Raw genomic sequence first — 21,541 nt, 5'->3', positions numbered from 1 at the left:
GAGCAAGGAGCAACAACAATATGGTTGATTATAACCTGCACCCAGACCTGGCGCTTCAGCTGTGGTCAAAAAAACAAGTTTGCGGGCGGTTGGGCGTTTCGCCTGTCACCCTCTGGCGCTGGGTTTGTTCCGGGCACTTTCCAAAAGCTATTCAGTTGGGCCCTAGGCGTATCGCCTGGAGATCGTCGGTCGTGGAAGCCTTCTTAGCTAAAACTGAGGGGGCTTAATCATGGTGAAGACATTAACCCGCCTCCTTGGCGGGATGACACCGGCTTGTCTGAATTTTGCTCCGATGATCGAAAACATCGCGTTCGTAGTTCTACTGGGAGTAACTAGCTATGTCTGAAGCCATCACCCTTCTAGACACCAGCACCGAGGCCCAAGTGCGTCGCGTGGGGGAGATCTTGCGCGAACACAAGCCGACTACTGTTGAGTTGCGTGATTACTGGAATATCATGGCCCCGGCGGCGCGCATTTACACATTGCGACATGAGCTGGGGTGGGAAATTGCCACAGTTCCTGAAACCGTTCGAGACGCGTTTGGACGTCCTCATAGAGGTGTTGGACGTTATGTGTTGATCCGGGAGGGCTCACCCGTATGAACGCGCATCTAACCCTTATCACAAGCTCTAACCCTGTTCGTTTGACTAAACAATTCCTAGTGGAAGATGGAAAACTGGTGAAGCAAGGCGCCGGACAAATGGTTGAAGGCCACGCGAATGTAATAGAGGCCGCAACGCCTAACGCTTTGGTGGCGATTTTGTCGGAGCTACGAGAAAGTCAGGCGCTTTGCTACGGTCTGCCTATCGCCGGGTCTGCGCCAATTACCACTGCCTGCAATCTAGATAAAGCTGCTCCTGGGACTATTTCCCGTACTGCCGTGCATTTTGAATGGGCTCGCGCGGCAGGCTGGCTGATGCTCGACTACGATCCGGCACTTAGTGGTGAGGCACTTACACCTGAACAGTTCAGAGAGGCTATTTATTCGGCAGCACCAGCACTTCGCAATGCTCCATCGGTTTGGGGTTGCTCATCCTCAAGTATGTTGTTTGCTGATGGTCAGCAACTGGCGGGCATCCGTGGGCAGCGACTGTATATTCAAGTCGCTGACTCTCGTGATATTGAGCGTGCGGGTCGTGTGCTGTTTGAGCGTCTTTGGTTGGCTGGCTTTGGTTATATTGCAATAAGCAAATCGGGCGCCTTGCTGAAGCGTGCTCCGATTGATTCGAGTGTATGGCAACCGCACCGCCTCGACTTTGCAGCACCTCCTGTGTGTGTGGTTCCGGTTGAAGCCCGTCGCCCAGCATCATTAGTGCTGAATGGTGGCGCTGATCCGGTCATAACCTTGAGTGCAATTCCGTCATTAAATAGCGGCGAGCGCATGCAGCTTAAGGATCTGATGAGCGACGCGGCCTCAAAAATGGCCCAAGAACTGCACGATGTGCAAGTGGCTTGGATTGACAAGCGCATGGACGCACTCAATCAACTGCCGGAGTCTGAGCGTGAGGTCAGGCGCGCAACCTTCGAGCGGGCGGTCTGCGAGCACAAGTTATTCGGTGACTTCGAGTTAACTCACTCAAGCGGTGATTCTGTAACTGTTGGGCAGATACTAGATAATCCGAATAAATGGCATGGCGAGCGTTTTGCTGATCCTCTAGAGCCGGAGTACAGCAGTAATGACCATCGCATTGCACAAGTAAATCTGCGCAGTGGTGGCAAGCCTACACTTTACAGTCATGCGCACGGCGGGCAGCGGTTTACGCTACATCGTGCCGTTCGCACCCTCAAAACTGCGGCAGGAGATTTGCCGCGTGTAATGAATGATGCGTTGGCGGTAGTGCGCGCTGATGGAGTCATTTTTGAGCGTGCGGGGGCGCTTGTCCGTGTGGCAGGTGGTGAGCTTATGGCTGTCGAACCAGCATGGTTACGCAATCATCTAGAAGAACAGTTTCAGTTCCAGCGGTTTGATCGTCGCACTGGTGATTACGTGGCAACCGACTGTCCTGGAGATTTGTCCGCGCGAATTATGGCTGCGCGAGGGGCATGGGGCGTGCCGGTAGTCGCTGGCGTTATTCATTCACCAGTTATGCGTCCAGATGGCTCTATTCTGGAGGTTCCGGGACACGATCATGCCACGGGCCTTTTGTATCTTAGCGACGATCCCGGTTTGCCGCCTGTTCGCATTCTAGGCCGTGATGCGCTGATAGATACCTTGCGCAGGGTCTGGGAGCCGTTCGAGCAATTTCCTTTTGCTGATGATCTAGCGCGAGGAGTGTTCATGTCGGCATTACTGACAACGGTTTGCCGAGCTGCGCTTGATACTGCCCCGGGCTTTCTGGTTCGAGCGCACTCCCCTGGTACAGGCAAAACTTTGCTTTCTGAATGCTTGATGATCCTTGCCGGAGCCAGCACCGCTGCGCTGCCGCTACCGGAGAAAAACCCTGAAGAAATCGAGAAACGCCTCGCAGCAAAACTACTGACGGGTTGTTCCGGGCTAATCCTCGATAACCTTGTTGGGTCAATCGATAACGCGGCGCTTTGCTCGATGCTAACCAGTTCAAGCCCGGAGGTTCGCATTCTGGGGCGTTCTGAAGTGGTGACATTACAAAATCGGGCGCTGTGGGTATTGAATGGTAATAACGTAGGGGCTGGGGGTGACACTTTCCGTCGTTTGCTCCCTATATCCCTCGACTCGCCGGAAAACCCTGAGCGGCGTCGCTTTGGATTTAACCCGCGTGCTCTGATTAGATCGCGGTTAGCTGAATATAGAGCTGATCTATTGAGTGTTCTCTCGACTTATCAAAGGGCAGGAGCGCCAGTGGTTGCGGCTGGTGGCCTCGGTAGCTTTGAGCAATGGGAATCTCTTGTGCGGCAGTGCTTATGCTGGCTAATCAGTGAGGGCGTTTGTCCGGCGCCTATGGCTGATCCTGCTGGGGTGCTGGAGTTGTCGCGGGCTGAAGATCCAGAGCACCAGAAGCTAACCCAGCTACTGAGCGCTTGGCATTCTGTGCACGGAAGCAACCGTGTTTTTCTAAAGGAGCTGCAAACTAATTGTGAGGCAATGGGGCGTTTTGCTGATGTTGGGCATTTCACCAGTGCGACGACAGAGGAACAGGCACTAAACGCAATCCTTGAGGAAGTAGCATTCCATAATGGGCGATTCAACACGCGGGCGTTTGCAGCATGGTTGAGACGAAATGCAGGCGTTATTGTGGAAGGTTTGCGATTGGAACAAGGCGCAAAAAGCGGTGGTACGGCTGTATGGCGTGTTCTGGTATCTAGAGAGAAAAGTGAAGTAGCTTAAAAAGGTGGTTGTGGTGGTTGTTAAGGTTGTTTATTCCCTGCATGTTTAAACTGTCAGTTGACACTTTAGGGCTATCAGTAAAAAACAACCACCACAACCCATATAACCACCTTTGTTCAGAAAGGTGTGTATGGATGTCCCCTATTTTGTGCATGGGAGGCACTGACCAATATGTCGCCTAATGCTTAGCTTGCTAAGCATTTTTGCGTGTGTTTCATTGCTGGGAGAGTGTGTTTTTGTTTGCGATATAATAAGCGCTCTTAATTAATTATATGCAGGTAAAACAACATGGCTCGACAGCTTGTAAACGCTTCGCTTAATCCGAGCGATCTGGAGTCGTTGGTTGGACTTCTTGAAGGTTTGACAAAAGACGTTGCATCTATCAAGGCAGACCTGGCTTTTCTTAAGTCAGAAAACATGGCGGCTAATCGAAAAATTGTTAGCGATAAGTTCGGTGAAATAGTGGCTAAAGGTATGGAGCACAACGCAAAAGCGTTAGCCAAACTTGCAAGCCAGCCTGCGCAAATCATTGAAAGGCTCACCCCTGACTTCAATGAGTACTTTGCTGGGAGCGCTCGCTAATGGCTGCCGAAATCCGTAAGCCTGGGCGTCCTGTGGGCACCAGTAACCGCAACCTACTGCAAAGCCTGTTGCACCGTATGGCTCTAATCGAGGCCAGCCTGGGGATCATCATGGTTCGCTTGGAGGCCCGCGCATGAGCACTGTCGAATTGATTGCCAGCCATGAACAGCAACTAATCGACGCCGAACTGTTGCTAGCATCCCTCAATGAGCAATGGGAGTCAGCTTGCCGAGCCGGTGAAGACGTAGCGACGCTAGAGGATCAAATTGATAGCACAGCACGGCTAACCAAACGCCTAAACCTTCGCCTGGAAGCCCTGCATTTGCAAGCCGAGGTCGAGGCGCAACAAGCGAAAGTCGATAAAGCCAATGAGCAAGCCGCTGATGCAATCGCAGCTCTCGAACGGCTAGTAAATCATCGCAAGGCTATTTCCGCTTTGGTCGCCAAGTTAAAGCCATTGATCGAGGCTCATACCGATGAGTTCACCTTAGCTTTCAATTCAGCTCAGGCAGCCGGGCGCTATGTCCCGCTTGCTGGTGTTCGTTCTGCGTTGGAGCAAATCCAGGATCTGGAATTGGGAAATGTAAGCGCGCTAAACAATCTGATTGGCACTCGGCAGACCCTAGCTATGGGGCTGGCAACCGCTGGGCATATCTGATTTAGACGCCCGATCCTAATCCGGTCGGGCAATACCAAGGGGGCGGGAGATGCAGGCAATCGATGAGTTTGAATTTGAAGACGATCAGCCGAGCGATGAGCAGTTGCTTATCTGGGCTATCGAGGCGGCAGAAGTAATGCCGCCAAGGCGCTGGCTGGCACGTTGGGGCGGTTTCCTGACTCCTCGCATGTACCGGTGCAATGGTAAGACAAAGCAGCGCTACAACGATTTAGTGAAGGGCATAGCGAAGGCCACTAAACCAGTGCCAGACCGGGAGGCCACGCCTTATCCGGGAGTGATGTGGGCTTGATCGTAATTATTTTGGAGAGAGGCATCCTTGCCGATGTGCAGCGTCGATGATGCACGCATGAGAAGTTACTTTCCTTCCTTAATGAAGCTTATATACCACTTTATATTGGTTACTTCTTGAGCGGTTAGCTGCTTTTCTAGGTAGTAGTTTTGCCCAGATAATCGAACTATGACGGTTTGCGCGTGAGTCAGTGCGGTGATCAGTTCTTGTGGTGCTGGGCTAAACTGGCGCTCAGATACTCCGACTGAATGGACAATTTCTCTGTTGTTGTTTGTTGAAGGGGAGTTGGTTATTTTCCCGTCAATATTGAATGCGATATTGTTGACGAAAAGCCAATCTTTTCCTAGCCAGTACGTCTCTATGTTCCAGCTGTTGCTAGTGCCTTTTTTGAAAGTGTTAAATCTGAACCACGCCGATCCGTTGCCGCCAAACGTGTTTGGCTGTATATCAATTGGTGAGCTAAAGAGGTGCTCTGAGCCTGGATTGAAATTGTCTGGTGCCGCTCTGTATGCTTGGAATGGGCTTTCAGCGCATCCTGTCAGAAATATGCTTATGAGTAATGCAGTTGTTAGAGCTAGTATTGTTCTTGTAGAGACCATTGTGGGTTTCCATTTTTATGCTGGCATCAGCTGTGTTTTTCCATTTGGAACTGGTTTTGCGGCTATTGGTCAAGTTTGGCTAGGTTTATTGTTATCTTCTCGGAAATTGCGTCCGGGGCGTGGAAGGAAAGTTTGGATGTGGTTTTGTTGATTTCGATGGTCACTTCCAAAAGCTCCTCTTCGCTGAGGAACTGAGAAATCATTTTTCGTGCTCGGATTTTCATTTCTTTTGCGAGGTCGAAATTGCCTGTTCTCTTTATGGGCATGAGAGGCTTCCTTGGCTATGTGGTTGTTGATTAGTTTGTGGTTGAGTTGTAAGGGTTTTGTCCCTCGTTGAACGTAAAGTTAATTACTGTGTCGTTACGAATCAGCACGTCTAGAGTTTTCTGGGTGCCGGTGGTGGTGACTTTCATGGTGACGATATAGCTCTGTGCGTGAGCAGAGCCGTTTGCGTAGGTGTAGACCCACTTTTCATCGGTGTCGTTGACTGGGCTTTTACTGAAGGGGTCGCCAAACAGGGCTTTAAGCTCTTTTGTTGTCGTCTTTCCTTTGATGATGCTAGCTACGTTCTCAGATGGGAAATCTCTACCGCTAGTGTAGTGGGAGGTAGCGCAACCGCTAAGCGTCAGGCTCATTGCCAGTACTGCCAGTACCTTTCTCATATCGATCCTTGATGACGTGATTTTTCACAGCATACGCTCGGATGAAATCGAAAGGCCACTGTTTAGCGCACGTCTAACAGGTGGTGCGGAGGCACAGACCGCATTCGTTTAGCAATTCGTTAAGATTTTCCATTGGAAAACAAAAAAGGCCTACGCCGTTAAGCGTAAGCCTTTGTTTTGCATGGTGGGCCCAGTAGGACTCGAACCTACGACCAAGGGATTATGAGTCCCCTGCTCTAACCAACTGAGCTATAGGCCCTCAGTAGGTCGCGGATTATAACGATGGTTTCTAAGTAGTGCTATCCGAAAGATCTGAAATTGCCAGGTGAAGGAAAGTTGCTGCAAATTTTTCGGGAAGTAACGGCGGGCTGACGATCTCGCCCTGGATCAGTTCGCAACCTGCCTGCGCCAGGAAAATCTGTTGTTCCCGGTTTTGAACACCGTCGGCAATGATGGTGAAGTGCATGCTGTGCCCCAGCGCGATGATGGCATGCACGATGGCAGCATCATGGGGGTCGTCGGGCAAGCCATGTACAAATGACGGGTCGATTTTCAACGTGTCCAACGGCAAGCGCTTCAGGTAACTGAGGGACGAGTTGCCAGTACCAAAATTGTCGATGGACAGTTTTACTCCCAGTTGTTTGAGCCGATGCAGGGCATCAAATGCCGCTTCGGTCTGGCCGGTGAGAAAAGTTTCGGTGATTTTCAGTTTCAGGCTCTCGGGTTTGAGCTTGCAGGTTTCGAGCAGTTGCTGAATGTGCGCCATCAGCCCCGGCTGGTGTAATTGGGCGCTGGCAAGGTTGACCGAGATGGGTCCAAAGGGCTTGTACAGTTGATTCCATGAGCACAGTTGCTGGCACGCACGCTCGAGCATCCAGTCACCAATTTGAATGATCATGCCGTTTTCTTCTGCCAGATGAATCAAGCGCTCATGTGAGATTCCTCCGAGTAGAGGGTGGTTCCAATGCAACAGTGCTTCGGCGCCAGCCAGCGTATGGTCGCGCAACCGGACTTTGGGCTGATACAGCAGTGAGACCTGGCCTCGCTCCAGGGCGCGGCGCAGTTCCTGGCCCAGAAGGATGCGGGCACTGGTCTGGGAGTTAAGGTCGTGGCTGTAACGTTCGACGCGATTGCGCCCTTTGAGTTTGGAGTGGTACATCGCGATATCGGCATTTTTGATCAGTGTGGCCACGTCGTCGCCATCATCCGGGTAGATGCTGATACCGACGCTGGCGCTGATAAACAGTTCGCTTTCGTCGGTCAGAAAGGGTTCGTTGAAGCTGTTCAGCAGCTTTTCGGCAATCTTCTGTGCATCTTCCGGGTGTTTGAGCCCAGGCAGCAGGACGATAAATTCATCGCCGCCAAGACGGGCGACCGTGTCGATGTCGCGCAATTGTTCGGTGAGGCGGGCTGCGATGCCCCTCAGCAACTGATCGCCCACAGGGTGCCCGAGGCTGTCATTGATGTTCTTGAAGCGATCAAGGTCCAGAAACAGCACCGCGCTATGTTGATCATTGCGCCGCTGATCGGAGAGTACCTGGCGCACCCGGCTTTCAAACAGCAAACGGTTGGGAAGGTTGGTCAGCGGGTCGTGGTGGGCCTGGTGATCAAGGCGTTCCTGGGCCAGTTTGAGGGTGGAAATATCAGAAAATACGGCGACGAAATGTGTCACCACATCATTGTTGTTGCGCACGGCGCTGATGGTCATCCAGCTGGGGTAGATTTCACCGTTTTTGCGTCTGTTGAAGATTTCGCCCTGCCAGTTGTCAGCGGTCGATAGCTGGTACCACATGGTTGCAAAGAACAGTTTGTCGTGTCGGCCAGACCCCAGCATGCGCGGCGTCTGGCCCAGGACTTCACTTTCGGAGTAACCGGTGATTTCGCCGAAGGCCCGGTTGACCGCGGTAATTTTTTGCTCGGGATCGGTAAAGATGATGCCTTCGGCCGTGCTCTCGAACACGGTGGCTGTTTGCAGAAGTTTTTCCTGCATCTGATGCCGTTCGGTAATGTCGTGGACGATGGTCAAAATGCAGTCGTCGGCGCCGATCAGCAACGGGTAGCTGGAGATTTCACAGAGGCGAACTTGCCCGTCCTTGTGTCGGATATGGCAGGTGAAGTCGCGCACAAAGCCGTTTTTTTCCAGGACCGCAAGCAATTCACGGCGCTCATGGGGGTCGACCCACAATTGCAGTTCCAGGGTTGAGTGGTACAAGGCACTGGCACTGTCATAGCCGATGACCCGGCTGAAACCTTCGTTTATCTCGAGTATCAGGCCATCGCTTTGACGGCTCAGCAAAAGGCCGTCCAGCGATGCATGAAAAGCTTTGGCAAACTTTTCTTCGGAAAGAAGCAAGGCTTCTTCAGTCTGCTTGGTTTCGCTGATATTGATCAGCAAGCCGCGAACCACGGCTTGCTGATTGTGGGTCGTGATACTGGCAATGTCCCGTAGCCAGAGGATGTTGCCCTCTGCGGTGATCACACGATAGTCCAAACTGTGATCGTGGCCTGCGCTGATCTCTTTTTTACGCCAGGCCTGGATTCTGGGCAGGTCATCGGGGTGAACGACCCGTTTCCAGAACCCCGGGCTTAGCCAGTCAGAGACTGGGTAGCCGAGCAAGGCTTCGGCCTGGGGGGAGACATAGGTATAGGTGTCGTTGTCCAGCTGTGCTTCCCAGGCAATAGCCGAAAGGCTTTCAATCAACCCCTTGTAGTGGTCCTCGCTGCTGCGCAGTTCCTGTTCGAGGGTTGTTCGCCGGGAAATCTCGGAGCTCAGGCGTCGGTTGATGCGGATGACTATGAACAAAATGATGATCAGCAGCAGTATGCCAGGCAGAACATAGAGCAGCAGGGTGCGCCACAGGGGTCGGTAATCGTTGATATCGCCTACCCAGTGTTGCTGAATGCGCTGGGTTTCACTCGGGCTTATATTGGCCAGCACCTTGTCCAGCAGTCCTAGCAGAACGGTCTGGTTTTTAGGAACGGCCATGGCCAGTTGAAAGCGATACGGGGTTTCCCCGCTGACGTACAGGCCATCGAGCTTGAGCTGGCGCAAGCTCCATACGCTGGAAGCCAGATCACCCACCATGGCATCTACCTGGTCCGTGGCCAGAGCCTGCAACGCCGAGCTGACGTTGGGCAGGGCGACGATGTTGAGATCAGGGTGTTGAGCGCGCAGCAATTCGTGGGGGGCGTAGTTTTCAATTACACCCACTCTGAGGCCGTAGAGTTCCTGGATATTTTTAGGCGCCGCGCCGCCCTTGTGGGCGAGGATGACAATGGGGAAGTCCAGATAGGGCCGGGTAAATGCCAGGCGTTTTTGGCGCTCGGGGGTCGACATGACGCCGGGTAACCAGTCGAGTTTGCCTTCCTTGGTTTGCTCCAGGACTTCGCTCCAGCTTGACGCAGCGACTTGCTTGACGCTTACGCCCAACTGGTTGGTGATCAGGTTTACATAGTCGGCAGCGAGGCCTGTATAGGTGCCCTGTGCGTTGAGGAACTCAAAAGGCGGCCATGTGGTATCGATGCCGAGGAGCAGTTCGGGGTGCTCCTTGAGCCATTGCTGTTCTTCATCGGTGAACGTCAGGGCTTGGGCGCCAGAGGTCCAAACGAGAAGTGACAGAAGCAGGGTAGCCAGCAAGCGTGACATACGCATCCCTTCAATACACCTGGATGCATCCAGTGTAGTCGGGCTGTGGCGGAGGGGAGGGAGCAGGAGGTTTTTAGCTGTAAAGCAAAACCCCCGGCAGGGCCGGGGGTTTTGTTGTCACTCGTCGAGGAAGGAGCGCAAATGCTCGCTTCTCGTCGGGTGGCGCAGCTTGCGCAGCGCCTTGGCTTCGATCTGACGAATCCGCTCACGGGTAACGTCGAACTGTTTACCAACCTCCTCAAGGGTGTGGTCGGTATTCATGTCGATACCGAAACGCATGCGCAGTACCTTGGCTTCACGGGCTGTGAGGCCGCCGAGTACGTCGCGTGTCGCTTCTTTAAGGCTCTCAACGGTAGCAACATCGATTGGCGACTGCATGGTCGAGTCTTCGATGAAGTCACCCAGATGGGAGTCTTCGTCATCACCGATCGGGGTTTCCATGGAGATCGGCTCTTTAGCGATCTTCAATACCTTGCGGATTTTATCCTCAGGCATTTCCATGCGTTCGCCCAGCTCTTCCGGGGTCGGTTCACGGCCCATTTCCTGCAACATCTGACGGGAAATACGGTTGAGCTTGTTGATCGTCTCGATCATGTGCACCGGAATACGGATGGTGCGGGCCTGGTCGGCGATCGAGCGAGTGATCGCCTGACGGATCCACCAGGTGGCATAAGTCGAGAATTTGTAGCCGCGGCGGTATTCAAACTTGTCTACCGCTTTCATCAAGCCGATGTTGCCTTCCTGGATCAGATCGAGGAACTGCAGGCCACGGTTGGTGTACTTCTTGGCGATGGAGATCACCAGACGCAAGTTGGCTTCAACCATTTCTTTCTTCGCGCGGCGGGCCTTGGCCTCGCCGATCGACATGCGACGGTTGATGTCCTTGATCTCGGCAATCTTCAAGCCGGTTTCTGCTTCCAGAGCAGAGAGCTTTTGCTGGCAACGGATGATGTCCGGTTGCAGGCGACCAATGGCTTCAGCATATTTGCTTTTGCCTTTGGCCAGCGCATCGCTCCAGCTTTCGTCGACTTCGTTGCCCGGGAACAGGCGCAGGAAATCGGTGCGCGGCATGCGTGCATCACGTACACACAGCTGCATGATTGCGCGCTCTTGTGCACGCAGACGCTCCAGGGCGCTGCGAACACGCTCAACCAGGCCTTCGAATTGCTTCGGAACCAGTTTGATCGGCATGAACAGCTCAGCCAGTGCAACCAGCTCGGCAATTGCCTGCTTACTGCCGCGACCGTGCTTTTTCAGGGCCTTGCGAGCGATTTCCATCTGATCGGAAACAGCGCCAAAGCGCTGGGCCGCGATGATCGGATCAGGGCCGCTTTCGACCTCTTCCTCGTCTTCGCCGGAATCTTCCTTGTCGTCCTCTTCGTCATCACCTTCGGCTTTCACCTTGGTGTCGACAGGAGGAGGTACTTCGGCTGCGGGCGGCGCAATACCGTCGTCCGGGTCGATATAACCGCTCAGGACGTCGGACAGGCGGCCACCTTCGGTGGTGACGCGAGTGTACTCGGAGAGAATATGGTCAACCGTGCCAGGGAAGTGCGCGATTGCGCCCATCACTTCACGGATGCCTTCTTCGATACGCTTGGCGATTTCGATTTCGCCTTCACGTGTCAGCAGTTCTACCGTGCCCATTTCACGCATATACATGCGCACAGGGTCGGTAGTACGACCAATGTCGGTCTCTACTGCCGCCAACGCTGCAGCCGCTTCTTCAGCTGCTGCTTCGTCGGTGTCGGCATCGGCCAACATAAGGGCGTCCGCATCCGGAGCACTCTCGTGTACGGGGATCCCCATGTCATTAATCATGCGGATGATGTCTTCCACTTGCTCCGGATCTGAAATATCTTCGGGCAGGTGGTCGTTGACCTCTGCGTAAGTCAGATACTTCTGCTCACGGCCGAGGGTGATCAACTCTTTGATACGAGACTGCTGTTGCGCTTTTCCGGACATAACACCCTATCCACTGAAGGTCTTGGCGGGCAAAAAACAAGCCGAGGATTATACCTTAGCTATGACCTCACGCGCCAGTTGAGGTCGGGTTTGATGCAGGATTATTGCGACTTAAAAGGTCGCGTAACTGATTTTTTTCCTCGCTACTTAGCTCGCCTTGACGTGCTTTTCGAAGAAGTTGCTCTAGATTTCGCTCGCGTTGGCGAGCTGACAGGCTAGTTATGGTGTCGAAAAACTGTTGTTCAAGGTTATCGGCATCAATTAGCCATTCCTTTTCCAGCAGTCTTTGCAGCAAACGGCCCTGTTCAGTGCCGTGCCAGCGGGACAGTAGCTGAATAGAGCTTAGCTTAGGATTTTTCTGTACAGCCTCGACCAGAGCAATCAGTAGTTGATTATTAGTCTGGTCTTCTGCAGCAAAGTGCCCGGCGTCCTCAACTTTTTTGGCCAGTTGCGGGTGATGCAGCAGGGTGCGCAAGGCTGTCAGGGTCGGGGGTTCAACACCTACCGGGATCCAGGCCTGCTCGCGTTCGCCGCCGCGCTTGCCTTTTTTGTCCCAGGGTTTGTTTTCCCACTTTTTGCCGCCAGTGCCGGTCTTTTTCGGGGTCCATTCCTGTTGGGGGATGTACATGTCCGGTTGCTGGAAGTCGCTGTAGTCGGGCATTGCATCGTAATCAATGCCCGGGTCATAGGTTGGCTGTGCCTGGATTTTTGCGGGCGTATTTTGTGCCAACTGGCTGACGGTTTCGCTGGTAAGGCCGGTTATTTCGCTCAGGCGCTGACGCATCAGGGTCCGCAGGTTGGCGCCCGGGACTTTGTCGATCAGCGGTGCTGCCAGCGTGGCCATATGGGCCTTGCCTTCGAGCGAGCGAGGGTCGGCTTCTTCGGTCAATTGCTGGAAGAAGTAGTCTGCCAACGGCTGGGCATGCTGGTTGATACGGGCCTTGAAGGCATCGGTGCCTTCAGAGCGCACCAGGGTGTCCGGGTCTTCACCTTCGGGCAAAAACAGAAAGCGTGCGCGGCGCCCGTCCTGCAGGCAGGGCAGCGTGGCTTCAAGTGCGCGCCATGCCGCATTGCGGCCGGCCTGGTCGCCGTCAAAACAGAACAGCACGCTGGGTACCACGCGAAACAGGCGCTTCATGTGCTCTTCGCTGGTAGCGGTGCCCAGCGTCGCGACGGCATTGCGCAGGCCTTGCTGGGCCAGGGCAATGACGTCCATATAGCCTTCAACCACGATGATTTCGTCGAGGCTGCGATTGAATTTGCGTGCTTCGAACAGCCCGTACAGTTCCTGGCCTTTGTGAAAGACCGGGGTTTCCGGGGAGTTCAGGTATTTGGGCTTATCGTCGCCCAGCACCCGGCCACCAAAAGCGATGATGCGGCCACGGCTGTCGCGGATCGGAAACATTACCCGGTCGCGAAAGCGGTCGTAACGCTTGCCGGTCTCGGCGTTTTCGACCAGAAGGCCAGCGTCGATCATGGCTTTTTGTTGCAGCGTGTCACTGCTCAGGTGTTTATAGAGGTTGTCCCAGCCTGGTGGCGCAAAGCCCAAGCCGAAGTCGCGAGCGATTTCGCCGGTCAGGCCTCGGCCTTTCAGGTAGTCCACCGCTGCTTTTCGTGCCGGATGGCTTTTCAAGGCCTGGCGATAAAAGTCAGCAGCTGCAGTAAGAAGCGGGTATAGCGGGGAGTCAGTCGGTTGCCGAGGTTTGTGCGCCCGGCCGCTTTCTTCCCGTGGGATTTCCATCCCGGCAGCTTTGGCCAGTTCTTCGACAGCCTGGGGGAAGTCCAGGTTGTCATGATCCATGATGAAGCCGAGGGCGTTACCGCCAGCGCCGCAGCCAAAGCAGTAATAGAACTGCTTGTCCGGGCTGACGCTGAACGACGGGGTTTTTTCTTTGTGGAAGGGGCAGCAGGCGGTGTAGTTCTTGCCAGCTTTCTTCATTTGCACGCGCGAGCTGACGACATCGACGATATCGGTACGGTTCAGAAGGTCGTCAATAAAGCTCTGGGGGATTAACCCGGCCATGGCGTTCTCGTCATCACTGCGCAGAATTGGGTCCGAATAAAGAGCTTGGTCATCGTGCGTGCAGGCAAAAGCTCTGCTCGATCGTGGGGTGTCTGCTCAATTATCTCGGGGAAGTGTATCTGTCGAAATCCGCTCTACTCATATTAATCAGAGTCGACGGGATCGATAAATGTCACGCTCTGAGTCCGGCACTGACCAATGGCTGGTCTCGGATAGCTCATAAGCAGGCACTGGAGAGGTGCCTTGGGCTGATCGTCTTTAAGGATAATCAGAGAGGTGTGCTCGTCGGTAGCCTTGGAAGGCTCGTCAGTAAAGACGTGCACCGCTGGCTATTAGGCCAGGTCTGACGTGTTGTAACGCTTGTCGCGGTCGCATCTGCGGCCTTGACGATAAAGCATGTAACTTGCAACAACTGCCTACGGCCCGGCTTTAGGCCGGGCTTGGCAGAAGCGTGCAACGAACGTCTGTGTATTAGTACAGACGAACGGCGCGGCGCTGCTCGCGCTGAACTTTCTTCGCGTGACGCTTAACAGCAGCTGCTGCTTTACGCTTACGCTCAGAAGTCGGCTTCTCGTAAAATTCGCGGCTGCGAACTTCAGCCAGAACACCGGCTTTTTCGCAGGAGCGCTTGAAACGACGCAGAGCTACGTCGAAGGGTTCGTTCTCTTTTACTTTGACGGCTGGCATCCAGAGCTACCTTCATTCATTACCGGGGTCAACGTCTCAAGGCAAAATCGCGTTGGAAGACGTCGGTTTTTAAGGGTTGCGGATGTTAACCCCTCATCGCCCGGAATGCAAAGCCTCTGATCGAAAACCGCTGGCCGGGGGCGGGAGTGGCGACTATTATGCGCGCCTTCGAATTTAGCCTCTACAAGGCGTAAACCCATGCTAGTACTGGGATTAGAAACCTCCTGCGACGAAACCGGCGTCGCGCTATACGACAGTGAACGCGGGCTTTTGGCCGATGCACTGTTCAGTCAGATCGACCTTCACCGCGCCTATGGCGGTGTGGTACCGGAGCTGGCTTCCAGAGATCACGTCAAGCGAATGCTGCCGTTGATTCGTCAGGTGCTGGCCGAGGCCGACTGTGTGCCTACCGAGATCGACGCAATTGCCTATACGGCGGGCCCGGGATTGGTTGGAGCCCTGCTGGTTGGGGCTTCTTGCGCTCAGGCGCTGGCGTTTGCCTGGGGCATTCCGGCCCTTGGCGTGCATCACATGGAAGGCCATTTACTGGCCCCTATGCTGGAAGAACAGCCTCCGGAATTTCCGTTCGTCGCTTTGTTGGTCTCGGGCGGTCATACGCAGCTGGTTCGTGTTGATGGCATCGGCCAATACGAGTTGCTGGGCGAGACTCTGGATGACGCCGCGGGTGAAGCGTTCGACAAGACCGCGAAGATGATGGGGCTTAACTATCCGGGTGGCCCTGAGATCGCGCGCTTGGCCGCCCAGGGCGTTGCAGGACGCTTTGTCTTCCCCAGGCCCATGACAGACCGTCCGGGCCTGCAATTCAGCTTCAGCGGCCTCAAGACGTTTGCCTTGAACACCTGGCAGCGTTGTGTGGCAGAGGGCGACGACACTGAGCAGACCCGTTGCGATATCTCCCTGGCGTTCCAGCAGGCCGTGGTTGAAACGCTGACCATCAAGTGCAAGCGTGCCTTGAAGCATGCAGGCATGAAGCGCCTGGTGATTGCAGGCGGGGTGAGTGCCAACAAGGCGCTGCGCGTTTCCCTTGAGAAAATGCTCGGTGAGATGAAGGGCAATGTGTATTACGCCCGTCCGGAATTTTGTACGGATAATGGCGCGATGATTGCGTTTGCGGGTTGTCAGCGCTTGCAGGCCGGTCAGCACGAATCATTGGCGATCAGCGTGCAGGCACGCTGGCCGATGGAGCAACTGCAGCCCCTGTGAGAATGGGGGCTGGAGCCGGCGTGAAGATTTTTCACGGGCAAGATTCAGAAATGCCGTTCGCGCCCGGCCATCAGGTCGCGTAAATTGCCGCGATGGCGCCATACAATCAGCGCCGTCAAGGCGCTCATTGGCAGTAGCGCGGCAGGCTCTTGCCAGGCCAGCAATGGCAGGGTCAGGGGAGTGGCGATCAACGCCGCCAGTGAGCTGGTACGGGTCAGCTGGAAGGTCAGCAGCCATGCGGCGACTGCCAACAGTGCAGCAGGGGGATACAGTCCCAGCAGCATGCCGGCCGCCGTGGCGACACCCTTGCCGCCGCGAAAGCGGAAGTAGGCAGGGTACATGTGACCTACAACGGCGCAGCCGCCGATCCAGGCCTGGTCCTGGAGCGAGAGATCCAGTTGGTTGGCCAGCAGGACGGGCAAAAGCCCCTTGCACAGGTCACCGAGCAAGGTCAGGACGGCAAGTTTTTTGCCGGCCAGACGCAACATGTTGGTTGCGCCGGCATTGCCGGAGCCACTCATTCGCGGGTCGGGGGTTCCCGTCAGGCGGCTGAGCAAAATGGCAAAGGACAGAGAGCCGAGCAGGTAGGCGAGGATCGCCAGTAACCAAAACATGCTAACTATTCCGGGCGAGGACGCCCTGATTCTAACGGCGCTTTGCGCCCTTGTCGTGCTGCGGAGAAGAGTGCTTGGACAGAGTGTTTATCGAAGGCCTGGAAGTTGACACCGTAATCGGTGCTTATGACTGGGAACGTGGCATCCGTCAGTGTCTGCGCCTTGATCTGAGTTTTGCGTGGGATAACCGTCCAGCTGCGGCTGGCGATGATCTGACGTTGGCGCTGGATTATGCGAGCGTTTCGTCGCGAATTCAGGCGTTCGCCGAGCAGGCTCAATTCCAGCTGGTGGAGACCTTTGCAGAGCGACTGGCCGAAGTGTTGATGAGTGAGTTCACTATCCCCTGGCTGCACCTCAAGCTGACCAAGCCCGGCGCAGTTGCGGCGGCCACTGGGGTGGGCGTGGAGATTGAGCGCGGATGTCGCTAACTCAGGTTTATCTCGGGCTGGGCAGTAATGTCGAGCGTGAAAAGCACTTGCTGGCAGGGCTGGAAGCGCTGAGCGGATTCTTGCAGGAGATGCGCTGTTCGGCGGTGTTTGAAAGCCAGCCGGTGGGTATCAAGAGCGGGCCGTTTTTCAACCTCGTGGTGTCGGCAAAAACCGATTTGCCACTGGTTGAGTTAAGTCGTCGTTTGAAGCTGATCGAAGCTGATAACGGGCGTTACGCTCAAGATCGCAAAGGTTTGCCGCTGGATATCGACGTGTTGTTCTTTGGCGATCTGGTGGGCAACTTTGACGGTTTGACCTTGCCCCGTGCCGAAATCCTCAAGAACGCTTTTGTGTTGTGGCCGCTGTCTTTGATTGCCCCAGACAAAGTTCATCCCGGTGTGGGCAAGACGCTTGCGCAGATTTGGGCCGAGGCGCAGATCGAGCAGGTGCTTGCGCCTGCAGCCTTCGAGTGGCGGGGGGAGTCCTTGACGCCGCTGGAGATGCTGGCGGGCTGAGAGTCGATTGAATGGGCTGCAGGTTGCTGCTTTTTTGTGGGAGCGGGCTTGCTCGCGATGGCGTCGATGCGGTCTGAGTGAAAGACCGTGGTGCCCTAATCACGAGCAAGCCCGCTCCCACAAGGTTTGCACTACGCCGCATCCTTGTAAGCTTGTAGTGCCTTGAGCCGTTCGCGCTTGAGTGCTTCGCCCAGTTCGGGGCCCTTGTAACCCTGCTCCAGTAACGGCTGCACCGCTACCGAAAGGGCGGCCCGCGCCGCGCCGCGCAGGTAGTCGGCCTGCGGGTAGGGTCGGTCTTCCAGGCCCAGGCGGCCTTTGGCGTCCATCTCGCACGCTACGATAAACTCCTCGAACCGCTGTGGCCGACGGTATACGTCGAAGCGCTGCAGCAATTCCAGTAGCGTCGAAGCCTTGAGCTCAAGGGCGCGATGGCCGTGGGTGTGGTATTCGCCTACCAGCAATGCCAGCTCCTGACAGTCCCTCGGCACCTTATAGCGTTCATTGACCGCCTTGATCAGGCGCAGTCCCTTGTGTTCGTGGGCAATATGCCTTGGCCAGTCTTTCTCTGGCGTAAGCCCCTTGCCCAGATCGTGCAGTAAACAAGCCCAGCGAACCGTCAGCGGTTGCTTGTGCAGCGCCGATTGCTCCAGCACGCTGAGGGTATGTACACCACTGTCGATTTCCGGGTGATGGGCGGGGGGCTGAGGGACGCCGAACAGGGCGTTCACTTCGGGTAGCAGTACTTCAAGAGCGTCGCAGCTGCGCAGCACTTCGATAAAAACCTGAGGCTGATCTTCCATCAGGGCGCGGGAAATTTCCTTCCAGCAGCGTTCCGGGGTCAAGGCTTGCAATTCGCCGGACCGGGATAGTTGGCGCATCAGCTCCAGAGTCTCGGGAGCGATGCTGAAGCCCAGGCTGGCGTAGCGCGCAGCGAATCGGGCTACGCGCAGTACTCTTAGGGGATCTTCGGCGAATGCGGGGGAAACGTGGCGCAAAATACTGGCTTCAAGGTCGCGCTGGCCATGGTAAGGGTCGGTTACGTTGCCAGCCTCGTCCTCTGCCATCGCATTGATGGTCAGGTCGCGACGGATCAGGTCTTCTTCGAGGGTGACGTCGGGGCTGGCGTGAAAAACAAAGCCCCCATAACCATGCCCGCTTTTGCGTTCGGTGCGGGCCAGTGCATATTCGTCACCCGTCTTGGGGTGAAGAAATACCGGGAAGTCAGAGCCAACAGGGCGATAGCCCAAGGCCTGCATTTGTTCGGCCGTTGCGCCCACCACCACCCAGTCAATATCGGTGACAGGCTTGCCCAGCAGGCGATCGCGCACTGCGCCGCCAACTTTATAGATCTTCATAAAAAACCTCCGTTAGCGCGACAGGATAGCGCGTGTGCCGTGCTAACGGAGGCCTGCTTTACAGGTGAATGGCTCCCATATCCAGGCGGCCGCGGTCAATCTCACCGTGGTCGCCTTTTGGCGGGACATGGTGGACCTTCATGACCTGGTCGCCTTGCAGTGTTTCCAGGTGGATGTCGAAGCCCCACAAGCGGTGCAAGTGCTTGAGAACTTCTTCGGTGGAGTCGCCCAGGGGTTTGCGGTCATGTTGCTGGTGACGCAGGGTCAGTGAACGGTCGCCCCGGCGGTCGATGCTCCAGATCTGGATATTGGGTTCGCGATTGCCCAGGTTGTATTGCGCGGCCAAGGTTTCGCGAATGATGCGGTAGCCATTTTCGTCGTGGATGGCTGGCACCAGCAGGTCGTCTTTTTGATCGTCGTCCATGATGCTGAACAGCTTCAGGTCACGGATCACTTTGGGTGAGAGGTATTGCAGGATAAAACTCTCGTCCTTGAAGCTGCTCATGGCGAATTTGATGCTCGACAGCCAGTCGCTGCCCGCAAGGTCCGGGAACCAGTAACGATCCTCCTCGGTCGGGTGTTCGCATATGCGCCGGATATCGCAATACATCGCAAACCCAAGCGCGTAGGGGTTGATACCGCTGTAGTAAGGGCTGTCAAAGCCGGGCTGGAACACCACGCTGGTGTGGGAAATGAGGAACTCCATCATAAAGCCCTCGGTCACCAGGCCTTCGTCGTACAGGTCGTTCATCAAGGTGTAATGCCAGAAAGTCGCCCACCCCTCGTTCATCACTTGTGTTTGCCGCTGCGGATAAAAGTACTGGGCTATTTTGCGCACGATACGTACAACTTCGCGCTGCCAGGGTTCCAGAAGCGGGGCGTGTTTTTCCAGGAAGTAGAGGATGTTTTCCTGAGGCTCTTCGGGGAAACGGGCGTTGTCCTTCTCGCTGAGCTTGTCTGCGCTTTTGGGGATGGTGCGCCACAGGTCGTTGATCTGTTTTTGCAGGTGCTCTTCGCGTTCCTTTTGTCGACGGCGCTCCTCCTCGGCAGAGATCGGGTCAGGCCTTTTGTAGCGGTCCACACCGTAGTTCATCAAGGCGTGGCAGGAATCGAGCAGGTCTTCCACCGCATCGATACCGTGGCGTTCCTCACATTGCATGATGTATTGCTTGGCGAATACCAGGTAATCGATGATCGAACTGGCGTCAGTCCAGGTGCGGAACAGGTAATTGCCCTTGAAGAAGCTGTTGTGGCCATAGCAGGCGTGGGCTACTACCAGTGCCTGCATGCAGATGGTGTTTTCTTCCATCAGATAGGCAATGCAGGGGTCTGAGTTGATAACGATTTCGTAGGCCAGACCCATCTGGCCCCGAGTGTAGGATTTTTCAGTACTAAGGAAGTGTTTGCCGTAGGACCAGTGGTGATAACCCAGCGGCATGCCCACTGATGCGTAGGCATCCATCATTTGTTCGGCGGTGATGACTTCAATCTGGTTGGGGTAAGTGTCCAGCGCATAGCGGCCAGCCAGGCGGCCGATTTCGCGGTCATACGCCTGGATCAGGTCAAAGGTCCACTCTGAGCCGGTGGAGATGGGTTGGCGCTTATTCTCTTTGGCGGTCATGTCACTAACCTGCGCTGGAAGAGTTCACGGAAGACCGGATAAATATCGCCGGCCGAGACCAGTTGCTGTTGAGCGAAGGTGTCGGAAAACGCCTCGCTGATGCGTTCGTACTCATACCAGAGCGCCTGGTGTTCGCGCGGGGTGATCTCTACATAAGTGTAGTACTGCACAAATGGCATGATCTGGTTGATCAGAATGTCGCGGCAGATGGGTGAGTCGTCGTTCCAGTTGTCTCCGTCAGAGGCTTGGGCTGCGTAGATGTTCCATTCGTTGGTGGGGTAGCGTTCGGCCATGATCTCCTGCATCAGTTTGAGTGCGCTGGAGACGATAGTGCCGCCGGTTTCCCGGGAATAGAAAAACTCCTCTTCGTCCACCTCTCGTGCGCTGGTGTGATGGCGAATAAACACTACGTCAATCTTGTCGTAGTTACGCTTCAGGAACAGGTACAGAAGGATGAAAAAGCGTTTGGCAATGTCTTTGGTGGCTTGGGTCATGGAGCCTGAAACGTCCATGAGGCAGAACATGACGGCTTTGGAGCTGGGGTTGGGCTGTTTGATCAACAGGTTGTACTTGAGGTCAAAGGTGTCGAGAAATGGCACGCGATGAATGCGGGCGCTGAGTTTCTCGATTTCGGCCTCGATGGTCTTGATATCGCCGAAGTTATCGGGCTCCTCGCGTTTTAATCGCTCCAGTTCGGCCTTGGCTTCCCGCAGTTTCGCCCGGCTGCTGCCGGACAGCGCGATGCGTCGAGCGTGAGCTGAGCGCAAGGTACGAATGATGTTGATACGAGACGGGTTGCCCTCGTTGCTGATACCGGCACGTACGGTTTTGAACGTGTCGGTGCCGGTCAGGTTGCGTTTGACCAGATTGGGCAGTTCGAGGTCTTCGAACATGAATTCGAGGAACTCTTCCTGAGTGATCTGGAACACGAATTCGTCCATGCCTTCGCCGGAATTCCCCGCTTTGCCAGGGCCGCCGCCACCTCCCGATCCACCTTGGGGTCGGGGGATATGTTCGCCGCTGGTAAACTCCTTGTTGCCGGGGTGAACCACGGTTTGCTTGCCACCACGCCCGTGATGCATCACCGGTTCATCGATATCGCGGCCAGGGATGCTGATTTGCTCGCCATGTTCCATATCCGTAATGGAGCGGCGGCCCACGGCCTCTTCTACGGCCTTTTTAATGTGGTCACGGTAGCGACGCAGAAAACGCTGACGGTTAACCGTGCTCTTGTTCTTGCCATTGAGGCGTCGGTCGATCACATAGCTCATTAGGCCCTCCGGGCAGCTTCAAGTTGTGAGCTGCAAGCTGCAAGTCCAGGCATTTACCCATGCCTTTTCCTGCAGCT

The 21,541-nt window shown here is 55.2% G+C and carries 21 protein-coding genes and 1 tRNA gene; 10 read left to right on the top strand and 12 right to left on the bottom strand.

Annotated elements, in window-relative coordinates; translation table 11 throughout:
* The first annotated feature begins 20 nt into the window (after positions 1-20).
* The 7 genes from FHL07_RS24100 to FHL07_RS21690 all read left to right on the top strand — a co-directional run bounded on the left by FHL07_RS24100 (position 21) and on the right by FHL07_RS21690 (position 4,854).
* Positions 21-227, top strand: a complete 207-nt coding sequence (locus FHL07_RS24100) for a helix-turn-helix transcriptional regulator (RefSeq protein WP_094992818.1) — start codon at positions 21-23, stop codon at positions 225-227.
* A 111-nt stretch (positions 228-338) separates the two neighbouring features.
* On the top strand, positions 339-602 hold the full coding sequence (locus tag FHL07_RS21710) for a helix-turn-helix domain-containing protein (RefSeq protein WP_094992819.1): 264 nt from the start codon (positions 339-341) through the stop codon (positions 600-602).
* Positions 599-3,304: a hypothetical protein gene (locus tag FHL07_RS21705; RefSeq protein WP_138738902.1), complete on the top strand. Its 2,706-nt coding sequence runs from the start codon at positions 599-601 to the stop codon at positions 3,302-3,304. Before FHL07_RS21710 ends, FHL07_RS21705 begins: the two co-directional genes overlap by 4 nt.
* A gap of 288 nt (positions 3,305-3,592) precedes the next feature.
* Positions 3,593-3,886, top strand: coding sequence for a hypothetical protein (locus tag FHL07_RS21700; protein WP_094992821.1), 294 nt, complete (start codon positions 3,593-3,595; stop codon positions 3,884-3,886).
* Entirely contained in the window at positions 3,886-4,023 is a 138-nt protein-coding gene (locus FHL07_RS23720) for a hypothetical protein (protein ID WP_169997964.1), read from the top strand. The genes FHL07_RS21700 and FHL07_RS23720 overlap by 1 nt, the downstream gene beginning before the upstream one ends.
* On the top strand, positions 4,020-4,544 hold the full coding sequence (locus tag FHL07_RS21695; protein WP_094992822.1) for a hypothetical protein: 525 nt from the start codon (positions 4,020-4,022) through the stop codon (positions 4,542-4,544). The genes FHL07_RS23720 and FHL07_RS21695 overlap by 4 nt, the downstream gene beginning before the upstream one ends.
* A 49-nt stretch (positions 4,545-4,593) precedes the next feature.
* Entirely contained in the window at positions 4,594-4,854 is a 261-nt protein-coding gene (locus tag FHL07_RS21690; protein ID WP_094992823.1) for a hypothetical protein, read from the top strand.
* Positions 4,855-4,919: 65 nt separating this feature from the next.
* On the opposite strand, the gene FHL07_RS21685 is transcribed toward FHL07_RS21690, so the two are convergent.
* The 8 genes from FHL07_RS21685 to rpsU all read right to left on the bottom strand — a co-directional run bounded on the left by FHL07_RS21685 (position 4,920) and on the right by rpsU (position 14,436).
* A complete protein-coding gene (locus FHL07_RS21685) occupies positions 4,920-5,453 on the bottom strand; it encodes a hypothetical protein (RefSeq protein ID WP_094992824.1) in 534 nt (177 codons plus the stop codon).
* A gap of 62 nt (positions 5,454-5,515) precedes the next feature.
* Positions 5,516-5,719 carry a hypothetical protein gene (locus FHL07_RS21680; protein WP_094992825.1) on the bottom strand — a complete coding sequence of 68 codons (204 nt, stop codon included), beginning with the start codon at positions 5,717-5,719 and terminating at the stop codon, positions 5,516-5,518.
* Between the two features lie 30 nt (positions 5,720-5,749).
* The gene (locus FHL07_RS21675; protein WP_094992826.1) at positions 5,750-6,115 is read right to left on the bottom strand and encodes a hypothetical protein; all 366 of its coding nucleotides are present in this window, start codon (positions 6,113-6,115) and stop codon (positions 5,750-5,752) included.
* 182 nt (positions 6,116-6,297) lie between these two features.
* Positions 6,298-6,374 (bottom strand) — tRNA-Ile (locus FHL07_RS21670).
* A 30-nt stretch (positions 6,375-6,404) separates the two neighbouring features.
* A complete protein-coding gene (locus FHL07_RS21665; protein WP_095019495.1) occupies positions 6,405-9,761 on the bottom strand; it encodes a bifunctional diguanylate cyclase/phosphodiesterase in 3,357 nt (1,118 codons plus the stop codon).
* A gap of 117 nt (positions 9,762-9,878) precedes the next feature.
* The gene (gene rpoD, locus FHL07_RS21660; protein ID WP_094999924.1) at positions 9,879-11,726 is read right to left on the bottom strand and encodes an RNA polymerase sigma factor RpoD; all 1,848 of its coding nucleotides are present in this window, start codon (positions 11,724-11,726) and stop codon (positions 9,879-9,881) included.
* A gap of 67 nt (positions 11,727-11,793) precedes the next feature.
* Positions 11,794-13,749, bottom strand: coding sequence for a DNA primase (dnaG, locus tag FHL07_RS21655; protein ID WP_095025316.1), 1,956 nt, complete (start codon positions 13,747-13,749; stop codon positions 11,794-11,796).
* Positions 13,750-14,220: 471 nt separating this feature from the next.
* Positions 14,221-14,436, bottom strand: coding sequence for a 30S ribosomal protein S21 (rpsU, locus tag FHL07_RS21650; RefSeq protein WP_002551877.1), 216 nt, complete (start codon positions 14,434-14,436; stop codon positions 14,221-14,223).
* Between the two features lie 198 nt (positions 14,437-14,634).
* Between rpsU and tsaD the strand changes: the two genes are divergently transcribed.
* A complete protein-coding gene (gene tsaD / locus FHL07_RS21645) occupies positions 14,635-15,660 on the top strand; it encodes a tRNA (adenosine(37)-N6)-threonylcarbamoyltransferase complex transferase subunit TsaD (RefSeq protein ID WP_094999926.1) in 1,026 nt (341 codons plus the stop codon).
* Between the two features lie 44 nt (positions 15,661-15,704).
* Here tsaD and plsY read toward each other — a convergent pair whose 3' ends face one another.
* The gene (gene plsY, locus FHL07_RS21640; protein WP_094999927.1) at positions 15,705-16,274 is read right to left on the bottom strand and encodes a glycerol-3-phosphate 1-O-acyltransferase PlsY; all 570 of its coding nucleotides are present in this window, start codon (positions 16,272-16,274) and stop codon (positions 15,705-15,707) included.
* A gap of 74 nt (positions 16,275-16,348) precedes the next feature.
* Between plsY and folB the strand changes: the two genes are divergently transcribed.
* Positions 16,349-16,702, top strand: a complete 354-nt coding sequence (gene folB / locus FHL07_RS21635) for a dihydroneopterin aldolase (RefSeq protein WP_094999928.1) — start codon at positions 16,349-16,351, stop codon at positions 16,700-16,702.
* Positions 16,693-17,217 (top strand): 2-amino-4-hydroxy-6-hydroxymethyldihydropteridine diphosphokinase, encoded by a 525-nt coding sequence (gene folK, locus FHL07_RS21630; RefSeq protein ID WP_095020439.1) that lies wholly within the window; start codon positions 16,693-16,695, stop codon positions 17,215-17,217. Before folB ends, folK begins: the two co-directional genes overlap by 10 nt.
* Before the next feature lie 131 nt (positions 17,218-17,348).
* Here the strand turns inward: folK and FHL07_RS21625 are convergent, their stop codons facing one another.
* The 3 genes from FHL07_RS21625 to FHL07_RS21615 are packed head-to-tail and all read right to left on the bottom strand — an operon-like array spanning position 17,349 to position 21,464.
* Positions 17,349-18,572 (bottom strand): multifunctional CCA addition/repair protein, encoded by a 1,224-nt coding sequence (locus FHL07_RS21625; protein WP_138738901.1) that lies wholly within the window; start codon positions 18,570-18,572, stop codon positions 17,349-17,351.
* A 58-nt stretch (positions 18,573-18,630) separates the two neighbouring features.
* On the bottom strand, positions 18,631-20,193 hold the full coding sequence (locus tag FHL07_RS21620) for a SpoVR family protein (RefSeq protein WP_094999931.1): 1,563 nt from the start codon (positions 20,191-20,193) through the stop codon (positions 18,631-18,633).
* Entirely contained in the window at positions 20,190-21,464 is a 1,275-nt protein-coding gene (locus FHL07_RS21615; protein ID WP_094999932.1) for a YeaH/YhbH family protein, read from the bottom strand. Before FHL07_RS21615 ends, FHL07_RS21620 begins: the two co-directional genes overlap by 4 nt.
* Positions 21,465-21,541 lie beyond the last annotated feature (77 nt).

Origin of the sequence: Pseudomonas sp. FSL W7-0098, assembly GCF_005930585.1 — a bacterium.
Taxonomy (GTDB): Bacteria; Pseudomonadota; Gammaproteobacteria; order Pseudomonadales; family Pseudomonadaceae; genus Aquipseudomonas; species Aquipseudomonas bubulae.
Note: the sequence above shows the minus strand (reverse complement) of the source record. Positions and strands in the feature narration are given on the sequence as shown.